At 54.7% G+C, this 17,146-nt stretch carries 19 protein-coding genes; 7 read left to right on the forward strand and 12 right to left on the reverse strand.

The genetic code is table 11. The features are described from left to right. Positions 1–114: 114 nt before the first annotated feature. The 3 genes from lpxM to znuA all read right to left on the reverse strand — a co-directional run bounded on the left by lpxM (position 115) and on the right by znuA (position 3,561). The gene (gene lpxM / locus KGP26_RS15965) at positions 115–1,083 is read right to left on the reverse strand and encodes a lauroyl-Kdo(2)-lipid IV(A) myristoyltransferase (protein ID WP_037376004.1); all 969 of its coding nucleotides are present in this window, start codon (positions 1,081–1,083) and stop codon (positions 115–117) included. A 192-nt stretch (positions 1,084–1,275) separates the two neighbouring features. Then, the gene (gene mepM, locus KGP26_RS15970) at positions 1,276–2,598 is read right to left on the reverse strand and encodes a murein DD-endopeptidase MepM (RefSeq protein WP_223664274.1); all 1,323 of its coding nucleotides are present in this window, start codon (positions 2,596–2,598) and stop codon (positions 1,276–1,278) included. 21 nt (positions 2,599–2,619) lie between these two features. Beyond that, positions 2,620–3,561, reverse strand: coding sequence for a zinc ABC transporter substrate-binding protein ZnuA (gene znuA, locus KGP26_RS15975; protein WP_059202041.1), 942 nt, complete (start codon positions 3,559–3,561; stop codon positions 2,620–2,622). A 78-nt stretch (positions 3,562–3,639) separates the two neighbouring features. Here znuA and znuC point away from each other — a divergent pair, with 78 nt between their 5' ends. Then, complete coding sequence (gene znuC / locus KGP26_RS15980; protein WP_021181151.1) at positions 3,640–4,398, forward strand: zinc ABC transporter ATP-binding protein ZnuC; 759 nt, start codon at positions 3,640–3,642, stop codon at positions 4,396–4,398. Then, positions 4,395–5,180 (forward strand): zinc ABC transporter permease subunit ZnuB, encoded by a 786-nt coding sequence (znuB, locus tag KGP26_RS15985; protein WP_021181150.1) that lies wholly within the window; start codon positions 4,395–4,397, stop codon positions 5,178–5,180. Before znuC ends, znuB begins: the two co-directional genes overlap by 4 nt. 42 nt (positions 5,181–5,222) lie before the next feature. Here znuB and ruvB read toward each other — a convergent pair whose 3' ends face one another. The 7 genes from ruvB to KGP26_RS16020 form a co-directional block, all read right to left on the reverse strand. After that, entirely contained in the window at positions 5,223–6,230 is a 1,008-nt protein-coding gene (gene ruvB / locus KGP26_RS15990; protein ID WP_021806657.1) for a Holliday junction branch migration DNA helicase RuvB, read from the reverse strand. Between the two features lie 18 nt (positions 6,231–6,248). After that, positions 6,249–6,863 carry a Holliday junction branch migration protein RuvA gene (gene ruvA, locus KGP26_RS15995; protein WP_094981360.1) on the reverse strand — a complete coding sequence of 205 codons (615 nt, stop codon included), beginning with the start codon at positions 6,861–6,863 and terminating at the stop codon, positions 6,249–6,251. A gap of 156 nt (positions 6,864–7,019) precedes the next feature. Beyond that, a complete protein-coding gene (gene ruvC / locus KGP26_RS16000) occupies positions 7,020–7,541 on the reverse strand; it encodes a crossover junction endodeoxyribonuclease RuvC (RefSeq protein ID WP_021181146.1) in 522 nt (173 codons plus the stop codon). A gap of 67 nt (positions 7,542–7,608) precedes the next feature. Then, entirely contained in the window at positions 7,609–8,352 is a 744-nt protein-coding gene (locus tag KGP26_RS16005) for a YebC/PmpR family DNA-binding transcriptional regulator (protein ID WP_021181145.1), read from the reverse strand. A 21-nt stretch (positions 8,353–8,373) separates the two neighbouring features. Continuing rightward, positions 8,374–8,820, reverse strand: a complete 447-nt coding sequence (gene nudB, locus KGP26_RS16010) for a dihydroneopterin triphosphate diphosphatase (protein ID WP_021181144.1) — start codon at positions 8,818–8,820, stop codon at positions 8,374–8,376. Continuing rightward, the gene (aspS, locus tag KGP26_RS16015; protein WP_021806659.1) at positions 8,820–10,604 is read right to left on the reverse strand and encodes an aspartate--tRNA ligase; all 1,785 of its coding nucleotides are present in this window, start codon (positions 10,602–10,604) and stop codon (positions 8,820–8,822) included. Before aspS ends, nudB begins: the two co-directional genes overlap by 1 nt. Before the next feature lie 82 nt (positions 10,605–10,686). Then, entirely contained in the window at positions 10,687–10,917 is a 231-nt protein-coding gene (locus KGP26_RS16020) for an FmdB family zinc ribbon protein (protein WP_021181142.1), read from the reverse strand. A gap of 201 nt (positions 10,918–11,118) precedes the next feature. Between KGP26_RS16020 and KGP26_RS16025 the strand changes: the two genes are divergently transcribed. The 5 genes from KGP26_RS16025 (at position 11,119) to cmoB (ending at position 15,057) form a co-directional block, all read left to right on the forward strand. Further along, a complete protein-coding gene (locus KGP26_RS16025) occupies positions 11,119–11,691 on the forward strand; it encodes a hydrolase (RefSeq protein WP_223664276.1) in 573 nt (190 codons plus the stop codon). A 246-nt stretch (positions 11,692–11,937) separates the two neighbouring features. Then, on the forward strand, positions 11,938–12,753 hold the full coding sequence (locus KGP26_RS16030; RefSeq protein ID WP_021806662.1) for a DUF72 domain-containing protein: 816 nt from the start codon (positions 11,938–11,940) through the stop codon (positions 12,751–12,753). A 101-nt stretch (positions 12,754–12,854) separates the two neighbouring features. Further along, a complete protein-coding gene (locus tag KGP26_RS16035; protein ID WP_021806663.1) occupies positions 12,855–13,250 on the forward strand; it encodes an MAPEG family protein in 396 nt (131 codons plus the stop codon). A 95-nt stretch (positions 13,251–13,345) separates the two neighbouring features. After that, positions 13,346–14,089 carry a carboxy-S-adenosyl-L-methionine synthase CmoA gene (gene cmoA / locus KGP26_RS16040; RefSeq protein ID WP_021806664.1) on the forward strand — a complete coding sequence of 248 codons (744 nt, stop codon included), beginning with the start codon at positions 13,346–13,348 and terminating at the stop codon, positions 14,087–14,089. Beyond that, positions 14,086–15,057 (forward strand): tRNA 5-methoxyuridine(34)/uridine 5-oxyacetic acid(34) synthase CmoB, encoded by a 972-nt coding sequence (cmoB, locus tag KGP26_RS16045; RefSeq protein ID WP_021181137.1) that lies wholly within the window; start codon positions 14,086–14,088, stop codon positions 15,055–15,057. The genes cmoA and cmoB overlap by 4 nt, the downstream gene beginning before the upstream one ends. A 58-nt stretch (positions 15,058–15,115) precedes the next feature. Here cmoB and KGP26_RS16050 read toward each other — a convergent pair whose 3' ends face one another. Then, complete coding sequence (locus KGP26_RS16050) at positions 15,116–15,613, reverse strand: hypothetical protein (protein ID WP_179253855.1); 498 nt, start codon at positions 15,611–15,613, stop codon at positions 15,116–15,118. A gap of 745 nt (positions 15,614–16,358) precedes the next feature. Further along, complete coding sequence (gene cutC / locus KGP26_RS16055; RefSeq protein ID WP_037376006.1) at positions 16,359–17,108, reverse strand: copper homeostasis protein CutC; 750 nt, start codon at positions 17,106–17,108, stop codon at positions 16,359–16,361. Positions 17,109–17,146 lie beyond the last annotated feature (38 nt).

Raw genomic sequence — 17,146 nt, forward strand, 5'->3', positions numbered from 1 at the left:
AGTTTGCCAAAAGCTGCTGAAATTGTAGGAAACGAACAGGTTAGCGCGTAGGGGCGCCGCATACTGCGCTTATTTAGCAGAGTGTAACGCCCGGTAGAGAGTTGATAAGCGACATTAACGATATAAATCGTCCCGCGAGTAAGGTTCAATCTCACCTTCCTTGCGCGTTTTCAGCAGCTTCAAAATCCAGGTATATTGCTCTGGATTAGGGCCCACCAGGTTTTCCACTTCTTCGTTCATGCGGCGCGCAATGCGAACATCGTCGGCTTCGGCCAGATCATCCATCGGCTCACGGATATAAATGTCCAGCATGCTGGTTTTACCGTCATAAACCGGGAATAGCGGCACGATCGCCGCTTTGCAGACTTTCATCAAGCGGCCGACTGCAGGCAATGTGGCTTTATAGGTCGCAAAGAAATCCACGAATTCACTGTGCTCGGCACCGTGATCCTGGTCAGGCAGATAATAGCCCCAATAACCATGGCGCACCGAACTGATAAAAGGCTTGATGCCATCGTTGCGGGCATGCATACGGCCACCAAACTTGCGGCGCACGCTATTCCACAGATAGTCGACCAATGGGTTGCTCTGGTTATGGAACATCGCTGCCATGGGTTGCCCGCGCGCAGCCATCAGCATCGCTGGCACATCAACGGCCCAGCCGTGCGGCACCAGGAAAATCACGTTGCGGCCTTCCTCACGGATTTTATCCAGCACTTCTTCACCGTGCCAACGCACGCGCTTGAGTACTTTCTCCGGTTTGGTACAGGCCAGTTCCGCCATCAGGATCATCGATTGCGGCGCGGTAGCAAACATCTCATCGATAATATGCTCGCGTTGCTGTTCTGGCAGTTCCGGCATGCAATAAAGCAGATTGATACGGGCGCGGCGTCGTGCCCCTTTAGCAACCTTGCCAGCCAGTTTACCAATCGCACCCAGTAATGGGTCTCGCATTCGAGCAGGGACCAGAGAAATACCGGCCATCAGCCCGGTTCCCAACCAAACGCCCCAGTAGCGCGGATGATAGAAGGCTTTATCAAATTGTGGGATGAACTCTACGTTCGATTTCTTCTCGTTTTGCATGACCTGCTCTTTATTCAACGCACCTGCTCGGAAGATATAAACTATATACCTAGTTGCAGTCAGGCGGGTGAGTCAGGTTAAAACCAGCACCGTTCACTGACAAAATGCAGCTATCGTTATCTCGAGCAGGCATTAATAAAAAAACATCGGCCCGAAATCAGGCCGATGGGAAATCATAAGGGATAGCGATGGTTAATCCAGCTGCAGCTGTGGCACCACTTCCTTCACCTGTGCCAGGTAATCGCTGCGATCTTTCCCCATCAGCCCTTCCGAGCGAGGCAACTTAGCCGTCAATGGGTTAACCGCTTGCTGGTTAGTCCACATTTCATAATGCAAATGTGGGCCGGTAGAGCGGCCGGTGTTACCGGAAAGCGCAATGCGATCGCCACGTTTCACCTTCTGCCCTGGCTTGACCAACAGCTTTTTCAAGTGCATATAGCGCGTGGTATATTGGCGGCCATGACGGATCGCCACATAGTTACCTGCCGCGCCACTGCGTTTGGCGATCATCACTTCACCGTCACCCACCGCCAACACTGGCGTGCCGACCGGCATGGCGAAGTCGACGCCTTTATGCGGTGCAATGCGCCCGGTCACCGGATTTACGCGGCGTGGGTTAAAGTTGGAAGAAATACGGAACTGCTTCATGGTCGGGAAACGCATAAAGCCACGCGCCAACCCGGAACCCTGACGATCGTAGAACTTGCCGTCATCGGCGCGGATGGCGAAGTAGTCTTTGCCGCTGCTGCGCATACGCACGCCCAACAGTTGGCTTTGCTCGCTCTTGCCGTCAAACTCTTCGCGCGACATCAACACCGCGAACTGATCGCCTTTGCGCAGCTTGCGAAAATCAAGCTGCCATTGCAGGGCTTTGATCACCGCATTGATCTCGGCACGGCTCAGGCCAGCCGCCGAGGCGCTGCTGACAAAGCTGCCGTTCAGCTTGCCGGTCAGCACGCTGTTGCGCCATTCGCCCTTTTGAGTTTCCTTGGTTTCTTTAAAGGAATTGCCCACACGGTCATAGGTGCGGGTTTCACGGCGTGAAACTTCCCAGGTCAGGCGCTTGAGATCGCCATCTTCGGTAAGCGTCCAGGAGAGTTGCTGGCCGATTTTCAGGTTACGCAAATCGCGGTTCTGCGAAGCCAGCAGTGAGACATCCGACATTTCGATGCCGTACTGGGTCAGAATACTGCCTAGCGTGTCACCGGTAGAAACCACATATTCATGCACACCTTCCTCTCCGGCGACCTTCTGGTCCAGCTCATCCTCAGGGATGTCATCATCGGGGGTGGGTTGGTCGGCATCAATAGGTTCACTGGCTTCGGGCTGTAATGCCCTTAACTGGTTGGCTTCCAACTCGACGCTTTTAACGATAGGGTTATGTTCTGGGTGATAAACGGAAGGCCGCCAAACAGCGACGGCCAACGTAACGACTGTCAACGACCCTAGCATTACGCGATGGGGCCGAGGCAGGTTGTTATACGCCAGAGTGATAGTTCGGACTATCTTCTGCACTCAATAATATCCTCATAATCTTTACTTCAGGCAGCTCACGTACTGGTTGGACAGCGCTGTCAGGAAGTTCCCGTAGCTGTCTTTCCCCAGTGCGATGCCGGTGCCCAGCGGGTCCAGCGTTCCAGAACGCACATTGGTCCCCTTGGCAACGGCATTAATTACGGCCGGTCTGAATTGTGGCTCAGCAAAAACGCAGACTGCTTTCTGCTCAACCAACTGTGTTCGAATTTGGTGTAAACGCTGTGCGCCAGGTTGAATTTCGGGGTTAACGGTAAAATGGCCCAGTGGGCTCAAGCCGAAGTGTTTTTCAAAGTAGCCATAAGCGTCATGAAAAACAAAATATCCCTTACCTTGCACAGGCGTTAGCATCTTAACAAGATTTTTATCAGTTTGCGCTAGCTGATCCTCGAACTGGCGCAGGTTTGCGTCTAATTTGTCCTTCTTTTGCGGCATAAGTTCCAATAATCTGTCGTGAATCGCGATCGCGGTCACTTTTGCCACCTCTGGCGACAGCCAAACGTGCATATTATAGTCACCGTGATGATGGTCATGTCCATCGTCGCCATCCGCATGACTATGCGCTTCGTCTGCATGATCATGGTCATGATCGTCATCGCCTTTCATCAGCAACGGCTGTACCGCAGGCAGTTCACCGATCGCCAACTGCTTATTGGCGGGCAGCTGCGTCAGGGACTTGGTCAGAAAAGCCTCCATATCTGGTCCGACCCACAGTACCAGGTCGGCGCTACGCAGCCGCTGAATGTCCGACGGGCGTAAGGCGAAGTCATGAGGCGAGGCACCGTCCGGTAATAAAATCTCGGTAGGTGTTACACCATCAGCAATAGCGGATGCGATAAAGCCCAGCGGGCGGATAGAGGTCACTACGGCGGCCGTCGCATTGCCAGCCATTACCAAAGCCGTCGCCAGCAGAGTGCGTTGCAGCCATTTATTTTTCTGTACCATCATCAGTAATCCCGTCGTTTTCAGCAAAGAAGCGTGATATTATAACATTCGGTTAGTTCTGCAAAATGTAATCACGATATGTCTACACTGGCAACGCTAAAAAATATCTCTGTTTCTTTTGGTACCCGGCGGGTACTGACAAATATCTCTCTTAACCTGCAACCGGGTCGTATTCTGACGCTCCTCGGGCCTAACGGGGCCGGCAAGTCAACGCTGGTTCGCGTAGTGCTGGGCTTAATTGCCCCAACGGAAGGCACGCTGGAACGTCTGCCTGGGCTGCGCATTGGCTATGTGCCGCAAAAGCTGCATCTCGATGCCACCCTGCCCCTGACCGTCAACCGCTTTATGCGGCTCAAACCCGGGGTGAAAAAGGCCGATATCTTGCCCGCGCTCAAACGCGTGCATGCCGCACACCTGTTGGATCAGCCCATGCAAAAGCTGTCCGGCGGCGAAAACCAGCGGGTGTTGCTGGCACGAGCGCTGTTGAATCAACCGCAGTTGCTGGTGCTGGATGAGCCCACGCAAGGTGTGGACGTTAACGGCCAGTTGGCGTTATACGACCTGATCGACCAATTGCGCAAAGAGCTGGGCTGCGCGGTGCTAATGGTTTCCCATGACCTGCACCTGGTGATGGCCAAAACCGACGACGTCCTGTGCCTGAACCAACATATCTGCTGCTCTGGCACACCGGAAGTGGTGTCAATGCACCCGGAGTTTATCGCCATGTTCGGTAACCGGGGCGCTGAGCAGTTGGCGATCTATCGCCATCACCATAATCACCGTCACGACCTGCAAGGCAGAATTGTGCTGAAAAAAACCGGGGGCCGTGAGGCATGATTGAACTGTTATTGCCCGGCTGGCTGGCCGGTGTGCTGCTGGCTGCGGCGGCGGGCCCGTTGGGTTCCTTTGTGGTCTGGCGCCGAATGTCATACTTTGGCGATACGCTGGCACATGCATCGCTGCTTGGCGTTGCCTTCGGCTTATTGCTGGACGTCAACCCGTTTTACGCCGTGATTGCCGTCACGCTACTGTTAGCCCTGGTGCTGGTTTGGCTGGAGCGCCGCCCGCAGTTGTCGATCGATACGCTGCTCGGCATTATGGCGCATAGTGCGCTATCGCTGGGTTTAGTGGTGGTCGCACTGATGTCCAACGTGCGCGTAGATCTGATGGCTTATCTGTTTGGGGATTTGCTGTCGGTGACGATCGGCGATATCTGGATGATCGGTACTGGCGTGGTGATTGTGCTGTTGGTGCTCTGGTGGCAATGGCGCGATCTGCTGTCGATGACCATCAGCCCGGAGATGGCTCATGTCGACGGCGTTAACCTGCCACGCGCACGCACCATTTTAATGCTGGTCACCGCCTTGACCATCGGGCTGGCCATGAAATTTGTCGGTGCGCTGATTATTACGTCGCTACTGATTATCCCAGCCGCAACCGCACGGCGTTTTGCCCGCACTCCTGAACAAATGGCCGGTTATGCGGTATTGATAGGGATAATTGCGGTCACCGGCGGGCTAACCTTCTCGGCATTCTACGATACGCCAGCTGGGCCCTCGGTAGTGTTAAGCGCTGCGGTGCTGTTTGTACTGAGCCTGTCGAAAAAGCAGCAGGCTTGATCTCATTACGCCAGGGTCTCCCCTGGCGTAACTCCTGGATTGCTACTTCTCTTCCCGCTCGATACCAAAGTGCTTATAGGCATGATTGGTCGCCATTCGGCCACGCGGAGTACGCTGAATAAACCCTTGTTGGATCAGGAAGGGTTCGATCACGTCTTCTATCGTTTCACGCTCTTCACCGATTGCCGCCGCCAGGTTATCCAACCCCACCGGGCCACCGGTAAACTTGTCGATGATCGCCAGCAACAGCTTGCGGTCCATATAGTCGAAACCTTCCGCATCGACGTTCAGCATATCCAATGCCTGCATGGCCACTTCACCATTGATCACTCCGTTGGCACGGACTTCGGCAAAGTCGCGCACGCGGCGCAGCAGACGGTTGGCAATACGCGGCGTACCACGGGCGCGACGTGCCACTTCATGCGCCCCATCGGGAGACAGATCCAGCCCCAGGCAGTTGGCACTGCGGGAAACGATATGCTCCAGATCGGCCACCTGATAAAACTCCAGACGCTGCACGATGCCAAAGCGATCGCGTAATGGAGAGGTCAAGGAACCGGCCCGCGTGGTGGCTCCAACCAGGGTGAACGGTGGCAGGTCGAGCTTGATTGAGCGCGCCGCCGGACCTTCACCGATCATGATATCCAACTGATAGTCTTCCATCGCTGGATACAGGATCTCTTCCACTACCGGCGAAAGACGGTGGATTTCGTCGATAAACAGGACGTCATGGGGCTCCAGGTTGGTCAGCATTGCCGCCAGATCCCCAGCCTTTTCCAGCACCGGACCAGAAGTGGTACGCAGGTTAACGCCCATCTCATTAGCCACGATGTTGGCCAAGGTGGTTTTACCCAACCCAGGCGGCCCGAAGATCAACAGGTGGTCCAGTGCATCGCCGCGCTGTTTGGCAGCCTGAATAAAGATTTCCATCTGCTCACGCACGTGCGGCTGGCCAACGTACTCCGTCAGCAGCTTAGGGCGGATCGCACGATCCAGCACCTCTTCTTCATTGAACGGCTCGGCAGAGATCAGGCGGTCGGCTTCAATCATGGTCTACCCCTTTCCGGCCTACAGTGCGGCACGTAATGCTTCGCGGATTAATGCCTCGCAATCCGCACCCGGCTTGGCAACCTTGCTGACCATGCGGCTGGCTTCCTGCGGCTTATAGCCCAAGGCCACCAGTGCTGAGGCCGCTTCGGCTTCAATATCCATCTCCGCCGCTTTGGCCGCACTGGTCGGTAGAGGGATTTCGCTGCTGTTGTTGAACAGATCGCCGTTCAGGCCTTTGAAGCGGTCTTTCATTTCGACGACCAGACGCTCGGCGGTTTTCTTACCCACGCCTGGCAATTTGATCAACGTAGTGATCTCTTCACGTTCCACCGCGCTGACAAACTGCTGGGCAGACATGCCGGAGAGGATCGCTAGTGCCAGTTTTGGCCCCACGCCGTTCACTTTAATCAGCTCACGGAACAGCGCACGCTCTTGTTTATCATTGAACCCATACAGCAGCTGTGCATCTTCACGCACCACGAATTGGGTAAACACGATAGCCTCTTGCCCCAGTTCCGGCAGCTCGTAAAAGCAGGTCATCGGCATATGCACTTCATACCCGACGCCATTGGTTTCAAGTAACACCAGCGGTGGCTGCTTTTCCAGAATAATTCCTCTGAGACGACCTATCATTACCCCTCCTGAATGGATCCCTGTACGTGGCGCACTGCCACGCAGTATTGATACAGCTTATACCATAAAAAAGGCTGGATGAATATCCAGCCTCCGAACGATAACAAAATGGCCATGCCTCGGCGGGCCAGCATGCAGCCTCTACGTTACAGACCCCTAACGTAAACGCCCACGCGCCAGATTCAACCGCCCTTCACTCATACGCAGCACGTTCTGGCTGAGATGGCAGTGGGTAATGGCGATAGCCAACGCATCCGCGGCATCCGCCTGAGGATTGGCAGACAGCTTCAGCAGTGAGCGAACCATATGCTGCACCTGAGACTTTTCCGCCGCACCGGTACCGACCACCGTCTGTTTCACCTGGCGCGCCGCATACTCAAACACTTCCAGGTTTTGATTGACGGCGGCAACGATCGCCACGCCCCTCGCTTGCCCCAACTTCAGCGCCGAGTCCGGGTTCTTGGCCATAAACACCTGTTCGATGGCGAAGAAGTCCGGTTGAAACTGGGTGATGATTTCGCTCACGCCAGCATAAATCAGCTTCAGGCGCGTTGGCATATCATCCACCACGGTACGAATACAACCGCTGGCAACATAGGTCAGTTGGCGGCCCTGCTGGCGGATCAGGCCATAGCCGGTGACGCGCGAGCCGGGATCGATACCCAGTATGATCGCCATTGCTACCACCACCCTGCATTGATTGTTGCCTGGCGTTGCCGGTTGGCAACGCCATCATTCACCTGCATTACAGCGTTGCAGCGATCTCGTCGGAGATCTCACCGTTATGGTAAACCTCCTGCACGTCGTCACAGTCTTCCAGCATGTCGATCAAGCGCAGTAACTTAGGCGCCGTTTCAGCATCCATGTCCGCTTTGGTGGACGGGATCATGGAAACCTCCGCCGAGTCTGCCTCAAAGCCTGCCGCGGTCAACGCGTCTTTCACTTCACCCAGATTTTCCCAGGCGGTGAAGACGTCAATGGCACCGTCGTCATAGGTCTGGATATCTTCAGCACCCGCTTCCAATGCGGCTTCCATCACCGTGTCTTCATCCAGACCCGGTGCATAGGTGATCACGCCTTTTTTGGTGAACAGATAGGCCACGGAACCGTCGGTACCCAGGTTGCCACCACACTTGGTGAAGGCATGGCGCACTTCTGCCACGGTACGGTTACGGTTGTCACTCAGGCATTCGATCATTACCGCAGTGCCGCCAGGGCCGTAACCTTCATAGATGATGGTTTCCATATTGGTATCATCATCGCCGCCTACGCCACGGGCGATAGCACGGTTCAGGGTATCGCGCGTCATGTTGTTGGACAGCGCTTTATCAATAGCCGCACGCAGACGCGGGTTCGAACCCGGATCGCCGCCGCCCAATTTGGCGGCAGTCACCAGCTCACGGATAATTTTAGTGAAAATCTTACCGCGTTTGGAATCTTGTGCAGCTTTGCGGTGTTTGGTGTTGGCCCATTTACTATGACCTGCCATAAAAAATATCTCCAAAAAGAACTACTGGACAGAATGGATCACAAACTCTTCAATCGCCTGCTGATTACTCCAGGACTTGGTCAGTTTGACCGCCTCGGACGCCTCAAGCCATTGGTAAGCATGATGTTCGGTCAAGACCGGATCGCGCTCATCAGGTAACGCCAGACAGAACCAGTGCTCTTTATTACGCGTGGTTCCCGGCGCATAGCGGTGTCGCAAATGGACAAAGAGTTCAAATTCCACACAGCGCTGGCAATCGAACAACGGCAGACCCTCTGCTGCGATATCGATGCCAATCTCTTCCATGACTTCGCGCTGTGCGGCATGCGGCGGCGATTCGGCGTCTTCAAGGCTGCCGGTGACCGACTGCCAGAACTCCGTATCGTCACGCCGCTGTAACATCAGCACCCGGCCACTGGATTTTGCATAAATCACCACCAGAATAGACTCGGGCCGCTTGTAATTCATCACTCGCTCTCTTGTTCGGCTGAGGCTTTCTTCACTACGCTGATCGCCAGTTCCTGCAACGAAGCCGGGTTGGCGAAGCTTGGTGCATCGGTCATCAGACAGGCTGCCGCGGTGGTTTTCGGGAAAGCGATAACATCACGGATGTTCTCGGTACCGGTTACCAACATCACCAGACGATCCAGACCGAAGGCCAAACCGGCGTGCGGAGGAGTACCGTACTTCAGCGCATCCAGCAGGAAGCCAAACTTCTCACGTTGTTCTTGTTCGTTGATGCCAAGAATACCGAAGACGGTTTGCTGCATTTCACTGCGGTGAATACGCACGGAACCACCACCCACTTCATAGCCGTTCAGCACCATATCGTAGGCATTGGCGATAGCTGAGGTAGGATCTTTTTGCAGCTCTTCCGGGCTCATATCGCGCGGGGCGGTAAACGGATGGTGCATCGCCGCCAGGCCACCTTCGCCGTCCTCTTCGAACATTGGGAAATCGACCACCCACAGCGGTGCCCAGCTGTCGAGCTTGGTCAGGCCCAGATCGCGGCCGATTTTCAAGCGCAGCGCGCCCATGGCGTCGGTAACGATTTTAAAGCTGTCGGCACCGAAGAACAGAATGTCGCCGGTTTGCGCATTGGTGCGCGCCAGGATCGCTTCCAGCACTTCGGCACTGAGGAATTTGGCAATCGGGCTTTGCACGCCTTCCATACCCGCAGCACGATCGTTAACCTTCAGCCATGCCAAACCTTTGGCACCGTAGATATTCACGAAAGCGCCGTATTCGTCGATCTGCTTACGGGTCAGCTGCGCGCCACCCGGAACACAAATCGCGGCCACGCGGCCTTTGGCATCGTTCGCCGGGCCAGAAAACACTTTAAACTCAACGTCTTTAACCAGGTCGGCAACGTCCACCAGCTCCAGCGGGTTACGCAGGTCTGGCTTATCGGAACCGAAACGGCGCATCGCTTCGGCAAAGGTCATGATTGGGAATTTACCCAGATCGACGCCCTTCACGTCCAGCCACAGTTCATGCACCAGTTGCTCCATCACTTCACGCACCTGCTCGGCGCTCATGAAAGAGGTTTCCACGTCGATCTGGGTGAATTCCGGCTGGCGATCGGCGCGCAGGTCTTCGTCACGGAAACACTTGACGATCTGGTAGTAACGGTCGAAGCCAGACATCATCAGCAGCTGTTTGAACAACTGTGGGGACTGTGGCAACGCGTAGAATTTACCTTTATGTACGCGGCTTGGTACCAGATAGTCACGGGCACCTTCCGGCGTGGCTTTGGTCAGCATTGGGGTTTCGATATCCAGGAAACCGTGGCTGTCCATAAAGCGGCGCACAAAGCTGGTGATCTTGGCACGGGTTTTCAGGCGGTCGGCCATTTCCGGGCGACGCAGATCCAGGTAGCGATATTTCAGACGCGCTTCTTCGCTGTTGGTCTGATTCGAGTCTAACGGCAGCGGTTCAGAGCGGTTGATGATCTCAAGCTGATGAGCGAACACCTCAACTTCGCCAGTCGCCATATCCTTGTTGACCTGGCTTTCCGGGCGCGCACGCACGGTACCGACGATCTGGATGCAGAACTCGTTACGCAGTTCGAAGGCTTTGTCGAAGGCCACTTTCTGATCCGGATCGAAGAACACCTGCACGATGCCTTCGCGGTCACGCATATCAATAAAGATCAGGCCACCCAGATCGCGGCGGCGGTTGACCCAACCACACAAAGTGACTTCCTGGCCGACGTGGGCCAGATTCAACTGCCCGCAATATTCAGTACGCATACGCTATCCTTTTGACTTAAGCCGATTCGGCCGGAGGTTGGCAGCAGTTGCTGTTTCCGCACGGCTATTATCTGACGAATTGTTATTTATCACCCGGTTTGAAGTCTGTTGCATACCAGCCGGTGCCCTTTAACTGGAAACCGCTGGCAGAGATCAACTTGGTCAGTGCGGGCTGCCCACACGCCGGACATTGAGTCAACGGCGCGTCGGAAAATTTTTGTAGTTTCTCTAATCGATGTTGGCATGAGCCACATGCATATTCATAAATCGGCATAGATCGCTGGATTAAAGATTGGTGAAAAAAGGCGGTCATTATAAAGGAAATTCATGCGCCAGATAAGAGCGAACACGGCATTGTTGCAATGCTAAATCGCACCTAGCGGTAGCAAACAACACATCGGTTAACAAATTTCCCATTAACTGGCAGCAGTTTTATCACGTAGCCTATGTCTCCGTCGTCTTTCAAAAGCCGGTAGCACAACCTTAAATCCACTTTAACCCAGAGACGCTCCCAATGTTGAAACTTGATGCCCAAACCACCGCCCTGGTCCTGATCGATCTGCAAAACGGCATTCTACCTTACGCCGCTGGTCCGCACAGTGCCAGCCAAGTCGTCACCCATGCGGCCCATCTGGCAGGGCGTTTCCGCGCGCTGAATGCCCCCGTGTTTCTGGTGCGCGTCGGCTGGTCTGATTCCTTTGCCGAAGCGCTCAAGCAACCGGTAGATAAGCCTTCACCGTCTCCGGTCGGCGGGCTGCCAGCCTCCTGGTGGGAATTCCCCGAAGCGCTGGTGGTACAAGACAGCGATGTGCTGATCACCAAGCGTCAATGGGGAGCATTCTATGGCACCGACCTGGACCTGCAACTGCGCCGTCGGGGTATCAAATCGGTGGTATTGGGCGGTATCGCCACCAATATTGGCGTGGAGTCTACCGCGCGCGCGGCCTGGGAACATGGCTACGAGTTGGTGATCGCCGAAGACATGTGCAGCACCTACAGCGCCGAGATGCACCAATTCGCCTTCGATAATATCTTCCCGCGTATTGCCCGTGTGCGTAGCACCAGTGAGATCCTTGCTGCGCTGTAAAAGCTCATCTAGCTGTTGATAAAGAGTAACAGGTGGAAGTCATGCAGGACGCCGACACGCCGTAAATCCGTCCATGGAGGCTCGTATCGCGCATCCCTGCGCTCAACGGTCGGCTAACCTGCATTGACCTCCACCCGCCTCAAGCTCAGGTGTTGCGGTGGTGAACGCAGTTTTAGGCACTTGAAAGCAAGGCAGGATGACGCTACCGTTGTTGCCAAAATGTAAAACAGGGAAGATGAGCGTTTGATGTATATCGGACTACCGCAATGGCAACATCCAGCCTGGAACCGTATCGGCCTGCGCGATCTGGCAGACTACAGCCGCTACTTCAACTGCGTGGAAGGTAACACCACCTTCTATGCCCTGCCAAAGGCGGAAATTGTGCATCGCTGGCGCGATATGACCGGCGATGATTTCCGTTTTTGCTTTAAATTCCCGTCAGCGATCAGCCATAAAGCAGCACTGCGTGGCTGTGAGGCCGATATCAAGGCATTTTATGACTGCCTGCGCCCCCTCGAAGGGCGTATCGGACAACTGTGGCTGCAGTTGCCCGCCGCCTTTGCACCCGAGCATCTGGGTGTTCTGTGGGCATTTCTTGATGCCTTACCGCCGGAGTTCACCTACGGAGTCGAGGTCCGTCATCTGGAATTTTTCGCCAAGGGTGACGCAGAGCGCCAACTGAATCAGGGTTTGCACCAACGCGGCATTAACCGGACCATCCTCGATAGCCGCCCGCTGCACCATGCCAAACCGCACAGCCCAGCGATCCGCGATGCGCAGCAGAAAAAGCCCAAGCTGCCGGTACATGCAGTGATAACGGCTGACAACCCGTTGATCCGCTTTATCGGCGGTGACGTGCTGGCGGACAATCAGCGCTGGTTTGATTCATGGCAACAGAGGCTGCCTGACTGGGCGCAACAACATCAGCCTTATCTGTTTATTCACACGCCAGATAACAGCGATTCTCCTCAGCAGGCACAGAAAATCTGGCAAGGGCTACACGGCATAATTCCGAATTTAGCGATGCCTCCGGACTGGCCTGAGCAAGAAGCCTTGTTTTAACCTATTAATCTGATGGGTCCTATCGGATATTTCCTCGCGACAGCCGCGAGGATGGCAGTTATGATGCTCGTTGCCAGATTTGGTTACGAATGGAGTTAAGAATGGTAAGCGCGCTCTATGTGGTGCTTGGCGCATTGTTGTTGATCAAACTCTCTTTTGACGTGGTCAGGTTGAGAATGCAGTACCGGGTTGCCTACGGTGACGGTGGGTTCTACGAGCTGCAAACCGCGATCCGCGTACACGGTAACGCCGTGGAGTACATCCCGATCGCCGCCATCCTGTTGGTGATCATGGAGATGAACGGTGCTGAAGTCTGGATGGTGCATCTGTGTGGTTTGCTGCTGATGGCAGGCCGGCTGGTTCACTACTACGGTTTACGTAACCGTGAAGTCCGCTGGCGCCGTTCGGGTATGGCGGCTACCTATCTTTCTTTGATACTGATGGTGATAGCCAATATCGTTTATCTGCCGTGGGACATTATCTTTAGTTTACACTGATATCCCCTCTGTTCAGGCGGCCACGCCGCCTGCTTCTGCCTGCGCCGCTTTTCTGTTAGTATACGCCCCTTCGAATTCTGACCTGATTTGCCGCTATGCCAAACCGCGATACTCTTTTTTCCGCCCCGATCGCCAAACTGGGCGACTGGACCTTCGACGAGCGCGTTGCTGAAGTCTTCCCAGACATGATCCAGCGTTCCGTTCCGGGCTACTCCAATATCATTTCGATGATTGGCATGCTGGCCGAACGTTTTGTCCAGCCGCACAGCCGGGTGTATGACCTGGGGTGCTCGCTCGGCGCGGCCACGCTATCGATGCGCAGGAACATCAGCGTCGAAGGTTGTCAGATTATTGCGGTCGATAATTCCCCCGCGATGGTAGAGCGCTGCCGCCGCCATCTTGATGCTTTTCGCGCCGATACGCCCGTCGACGTCATTGAGGCGGACATTTTAGACATTACCATCGAAAATGCCTCGATGGTGGTGCTGAACTTCACCCTACAGTTTCTTGAACCGGCTGACCGGCTGCGCCTGCTCGAACAGGTTTATCGCGGGCTACGTCCGGGCGGTGCCTTGGTGCTGTCAGAGAAATTCAGCTTTGAGGATGCGGACGTCGGTGAACTGTTGTTCAACATGCACCATGATTTCAAACGCGCCAACGGCTACAGCGAATTGGAAATCAGCCAAAAGCGTAGCATGCTGGAAAACGTGATGCTGACCGACTCGGTCGAAGCGCATAAAGCGCGCCTTCGGCAAGCCGGTTTTGAACATGCAGAAGTCTGGTTCCAATGCTTCAACTTCGGCTCATTGATCGCCCTGAAATCAGGAGAAACCGCATGATCGAGTTTGGAGACTTCTACCAGCGCATCGCCAAAAGCCCGCTGAGCCACTGGCTGGATACGCTGCCGGCCCAAATCACCGCCTGGCAGCGCGAATCGCTGCATGGCAAGTTCAAGCAGTGGTTCAATTCGGTAGAGCACCTGCCTTCCCTGACGCCGACCCAGTTGGATTTATTGCATGGCGTACGTGCCGAGATGGAACAACCGCTGTCACCTGGCCAGCTCGAAGGCATTGAGAAAATGCTGCGTACGCTGATGCCGTGGCGTAAAGGGCCGTTCTCGCTTTACGGCATTGATATCGATACCGAATGGCATTCCGACTGGAAGTGGGATCGCGTGCTGCCGCATATTTCCCCGCTGGCTGGCCGTACCATCCTGGATGTGGGTTGCGGCAGCGGTTACCATCTGTGGCGCATGGTCGGTGCTGGAGCACATCTGGCGGTCGGTATCGATCCAATGCAGCTGTTCCTGTGCCAGTTCGAAGCGGTGCGAAAACTGCTGGGTGGCGATCAACGCGCCCATGTGTTGCCGCTGGGTATCGAACAACTGCCCGAGTTGGCCGCTTTCGACACCGTTTTCTCGATGGGCGTGCTCTATCACCGCCGTTCCCCGCTGGATCACCTGTATCAGTTGAAGAACCAGCTGGTTTCCGAGGGCGAGCTAGTGTTGGAAACGCTGGTCGTGCCAGGCGATCGCCATCAGGTATTGGTGCCGGGCGACCGCTACGCGCAGATGCGTAACGTCTACTTTATTCCGTCTGCCGAAGCGCTGAAGTGCTGGCTGGAAAAATGCGGATTTGTCGACGTCAGCATTGCCGATATCTGCCCAACCAGCACCGAAGAGCAGCGCCGCACCGACTGGATGACCAGCGAGTCACTGGCCGAGTTCCTCGATCCCCAGGATCCAACCAAAACGATTGAAGGTTACCCGGCACCGATCCGCGCCGTGCTGATCGCCAAAAAACCGTAAGCCTTAACCGACTCATTATGTAAGGGCGTAGCAATTCTACGCCCTTTTAGTTACCTTGTTATTTTCTCAAAGCCTCTAGCAGATCCTTTTCAAACACCCCGCTGGATGAACATTCGAAGGGCTTGACCTTATCGTTGCCATCGCCCGCCACCAGCCCCGCAACGCCATTGACTTGCACCATCACGTTAGTCCCTTCTCCGGCGCTAAAAATCTGCACCAGGATCCGGTAGGTAACATTCAGATTAGATGGCCCTGGCTGGTCTGAACAAGTCAGATACAGGCTGGCCAGTTCAGCGTCATTGCCCGTCGTGCCAACGATCCCCAGATGCGGGTCGACAACCTTGGCCTCTAGCCCTTTCTGCGCAAAAATTTCCTCAGTACGGGTTAACAGCTCATCCGGATTACGGTTGCCTATCAAGGTGGGCTTCGCACCAGCAGTCGACTCACCAGCGGCAGTTTCAGCCGCACTGCCGGGCTGGTTACCGGTTTTAGTTGGCCCATACACCGAGACGCAACCACTCAATGCCAATGCCAGCAAAATAATAAAATGTCTCATCACTCACCTGTAATACAGCGTTGCGCAGGCCGTTAACGACATAACAAGGCCGACAATCAGTAAATAACGCATCTCCCCCTCCTCCGTTAACGATAATAGGCCGCAACACAGCCCGATAATGAACAACAAACCAGCATTAACCACACAACATAAACTCTCATGTATCCTCCTGACCAAAAGCGGTTGAACTTGTTTAGTAACAGCACCATCAAACGGTATCGTCTACACATCAACGTGTCGCCTCCTGTCATGTGTGTCAGCGCTGGCAATACAATCGTGGGGAAATCCTATCGAGGCTCAGCGTTGAAGACTGAACGCTTTTAGTAGACTGGAAAAACTCAACAAATTCATAAGGGTGATTAATGCGAGGTGTTGACAGACTGTTGATGGCATTGCTGACCATAATGACCGGCATAGGGATTGCAGCCATATTCAATATCGGCGGCACCGTGCAAATACTCTCGGCCATTTGTCACTGGGTGGAGAGTCTGCGATAAGCGACAACAGCCGGTTACATTTTATCAACATTTAAACTTAAGGCAGTGGCTCATCGTTAACTAAAGTTAAAGTGTTGGTATCGCGCCAACACCAGAGAAGTATGAACCTGTTTGCCCTGAGCACCTCTACCCTGTTCAGGGCTTTTTTTGCGCACAAATGCAAAAAGCCCCGAATATTCGGGGCTTCAAACCAGGCTCACAACGTTGGGCCATTGCTAAACGCTCTCAGCATACGGCTCCCTACGATCTCATTCGACAGGAGTTAGCATGGCCAGCGCGTTCTTCATCGCCTCTACCGTTTCCCCGTCCACGCAGTAGTGGCTGAATTCGTCAAACTCATTGTCGGCACACATCGTGACACCCGCCTTGCGGTAACGCATGGTGGAAGGCACCGTATGCCCAGCCGAACTATGCAACTCCTGAATACCGATATCCACAAACTTATGCATATTGCTCAAACGGACACCGGCACCGGCCATGATCACCGGACCGTTGCTGGCATGCACCAAGTCGCGTAACAGCGGTAAGCCCAACTCGGCATTCTGCTGCTGCCCAGAGGTCAGAATGCGCGCCACGCCGAGCTGCGTCAGTTGTTCCAGCGCCACCATCGGGTTTTGACACATATCGAACGCGCGATGGAAGGTCACCGCCATATTACCGCTTAATTTCATCACCTCGCGCATCCGCGCAAGATCGATATGCCCTTCATCGTCCAACATGCCGATGACCACACCGGCAAAACCCATCTCGCGGATTTGCGCCACGTCGTTCTTCATAATCTCGAAATCGACGGCGCTGTAGCAGAAATCGCCCCCGCGCGGCCGCACTATTGGATGAACGGGTATCGTTACCCGCTCCCGAGCCAGCCGCAACGATCCAAAGCTCGGCGTCAACCCGCCCTCACTCTGACTGGCACACAATTCTATGCGGTCAGCGCCCGCATGCTCTGCTGTCATGGCACAGTCGACGCTATAGCAACAAACTTCCAGCTTCATTATTGTTACCCCCAGATAACGGTCAAAAATGCTACAGCAAA

Source organism: Serratia sp. JSRIV002, from assembly GCF_019968725.1.
GTDB lineage: Bacteria > Pseudomonadota > Gammaproteobacteria > Enterobacterales > Enterobacteriaceae > Chania > Chania fonticola_B.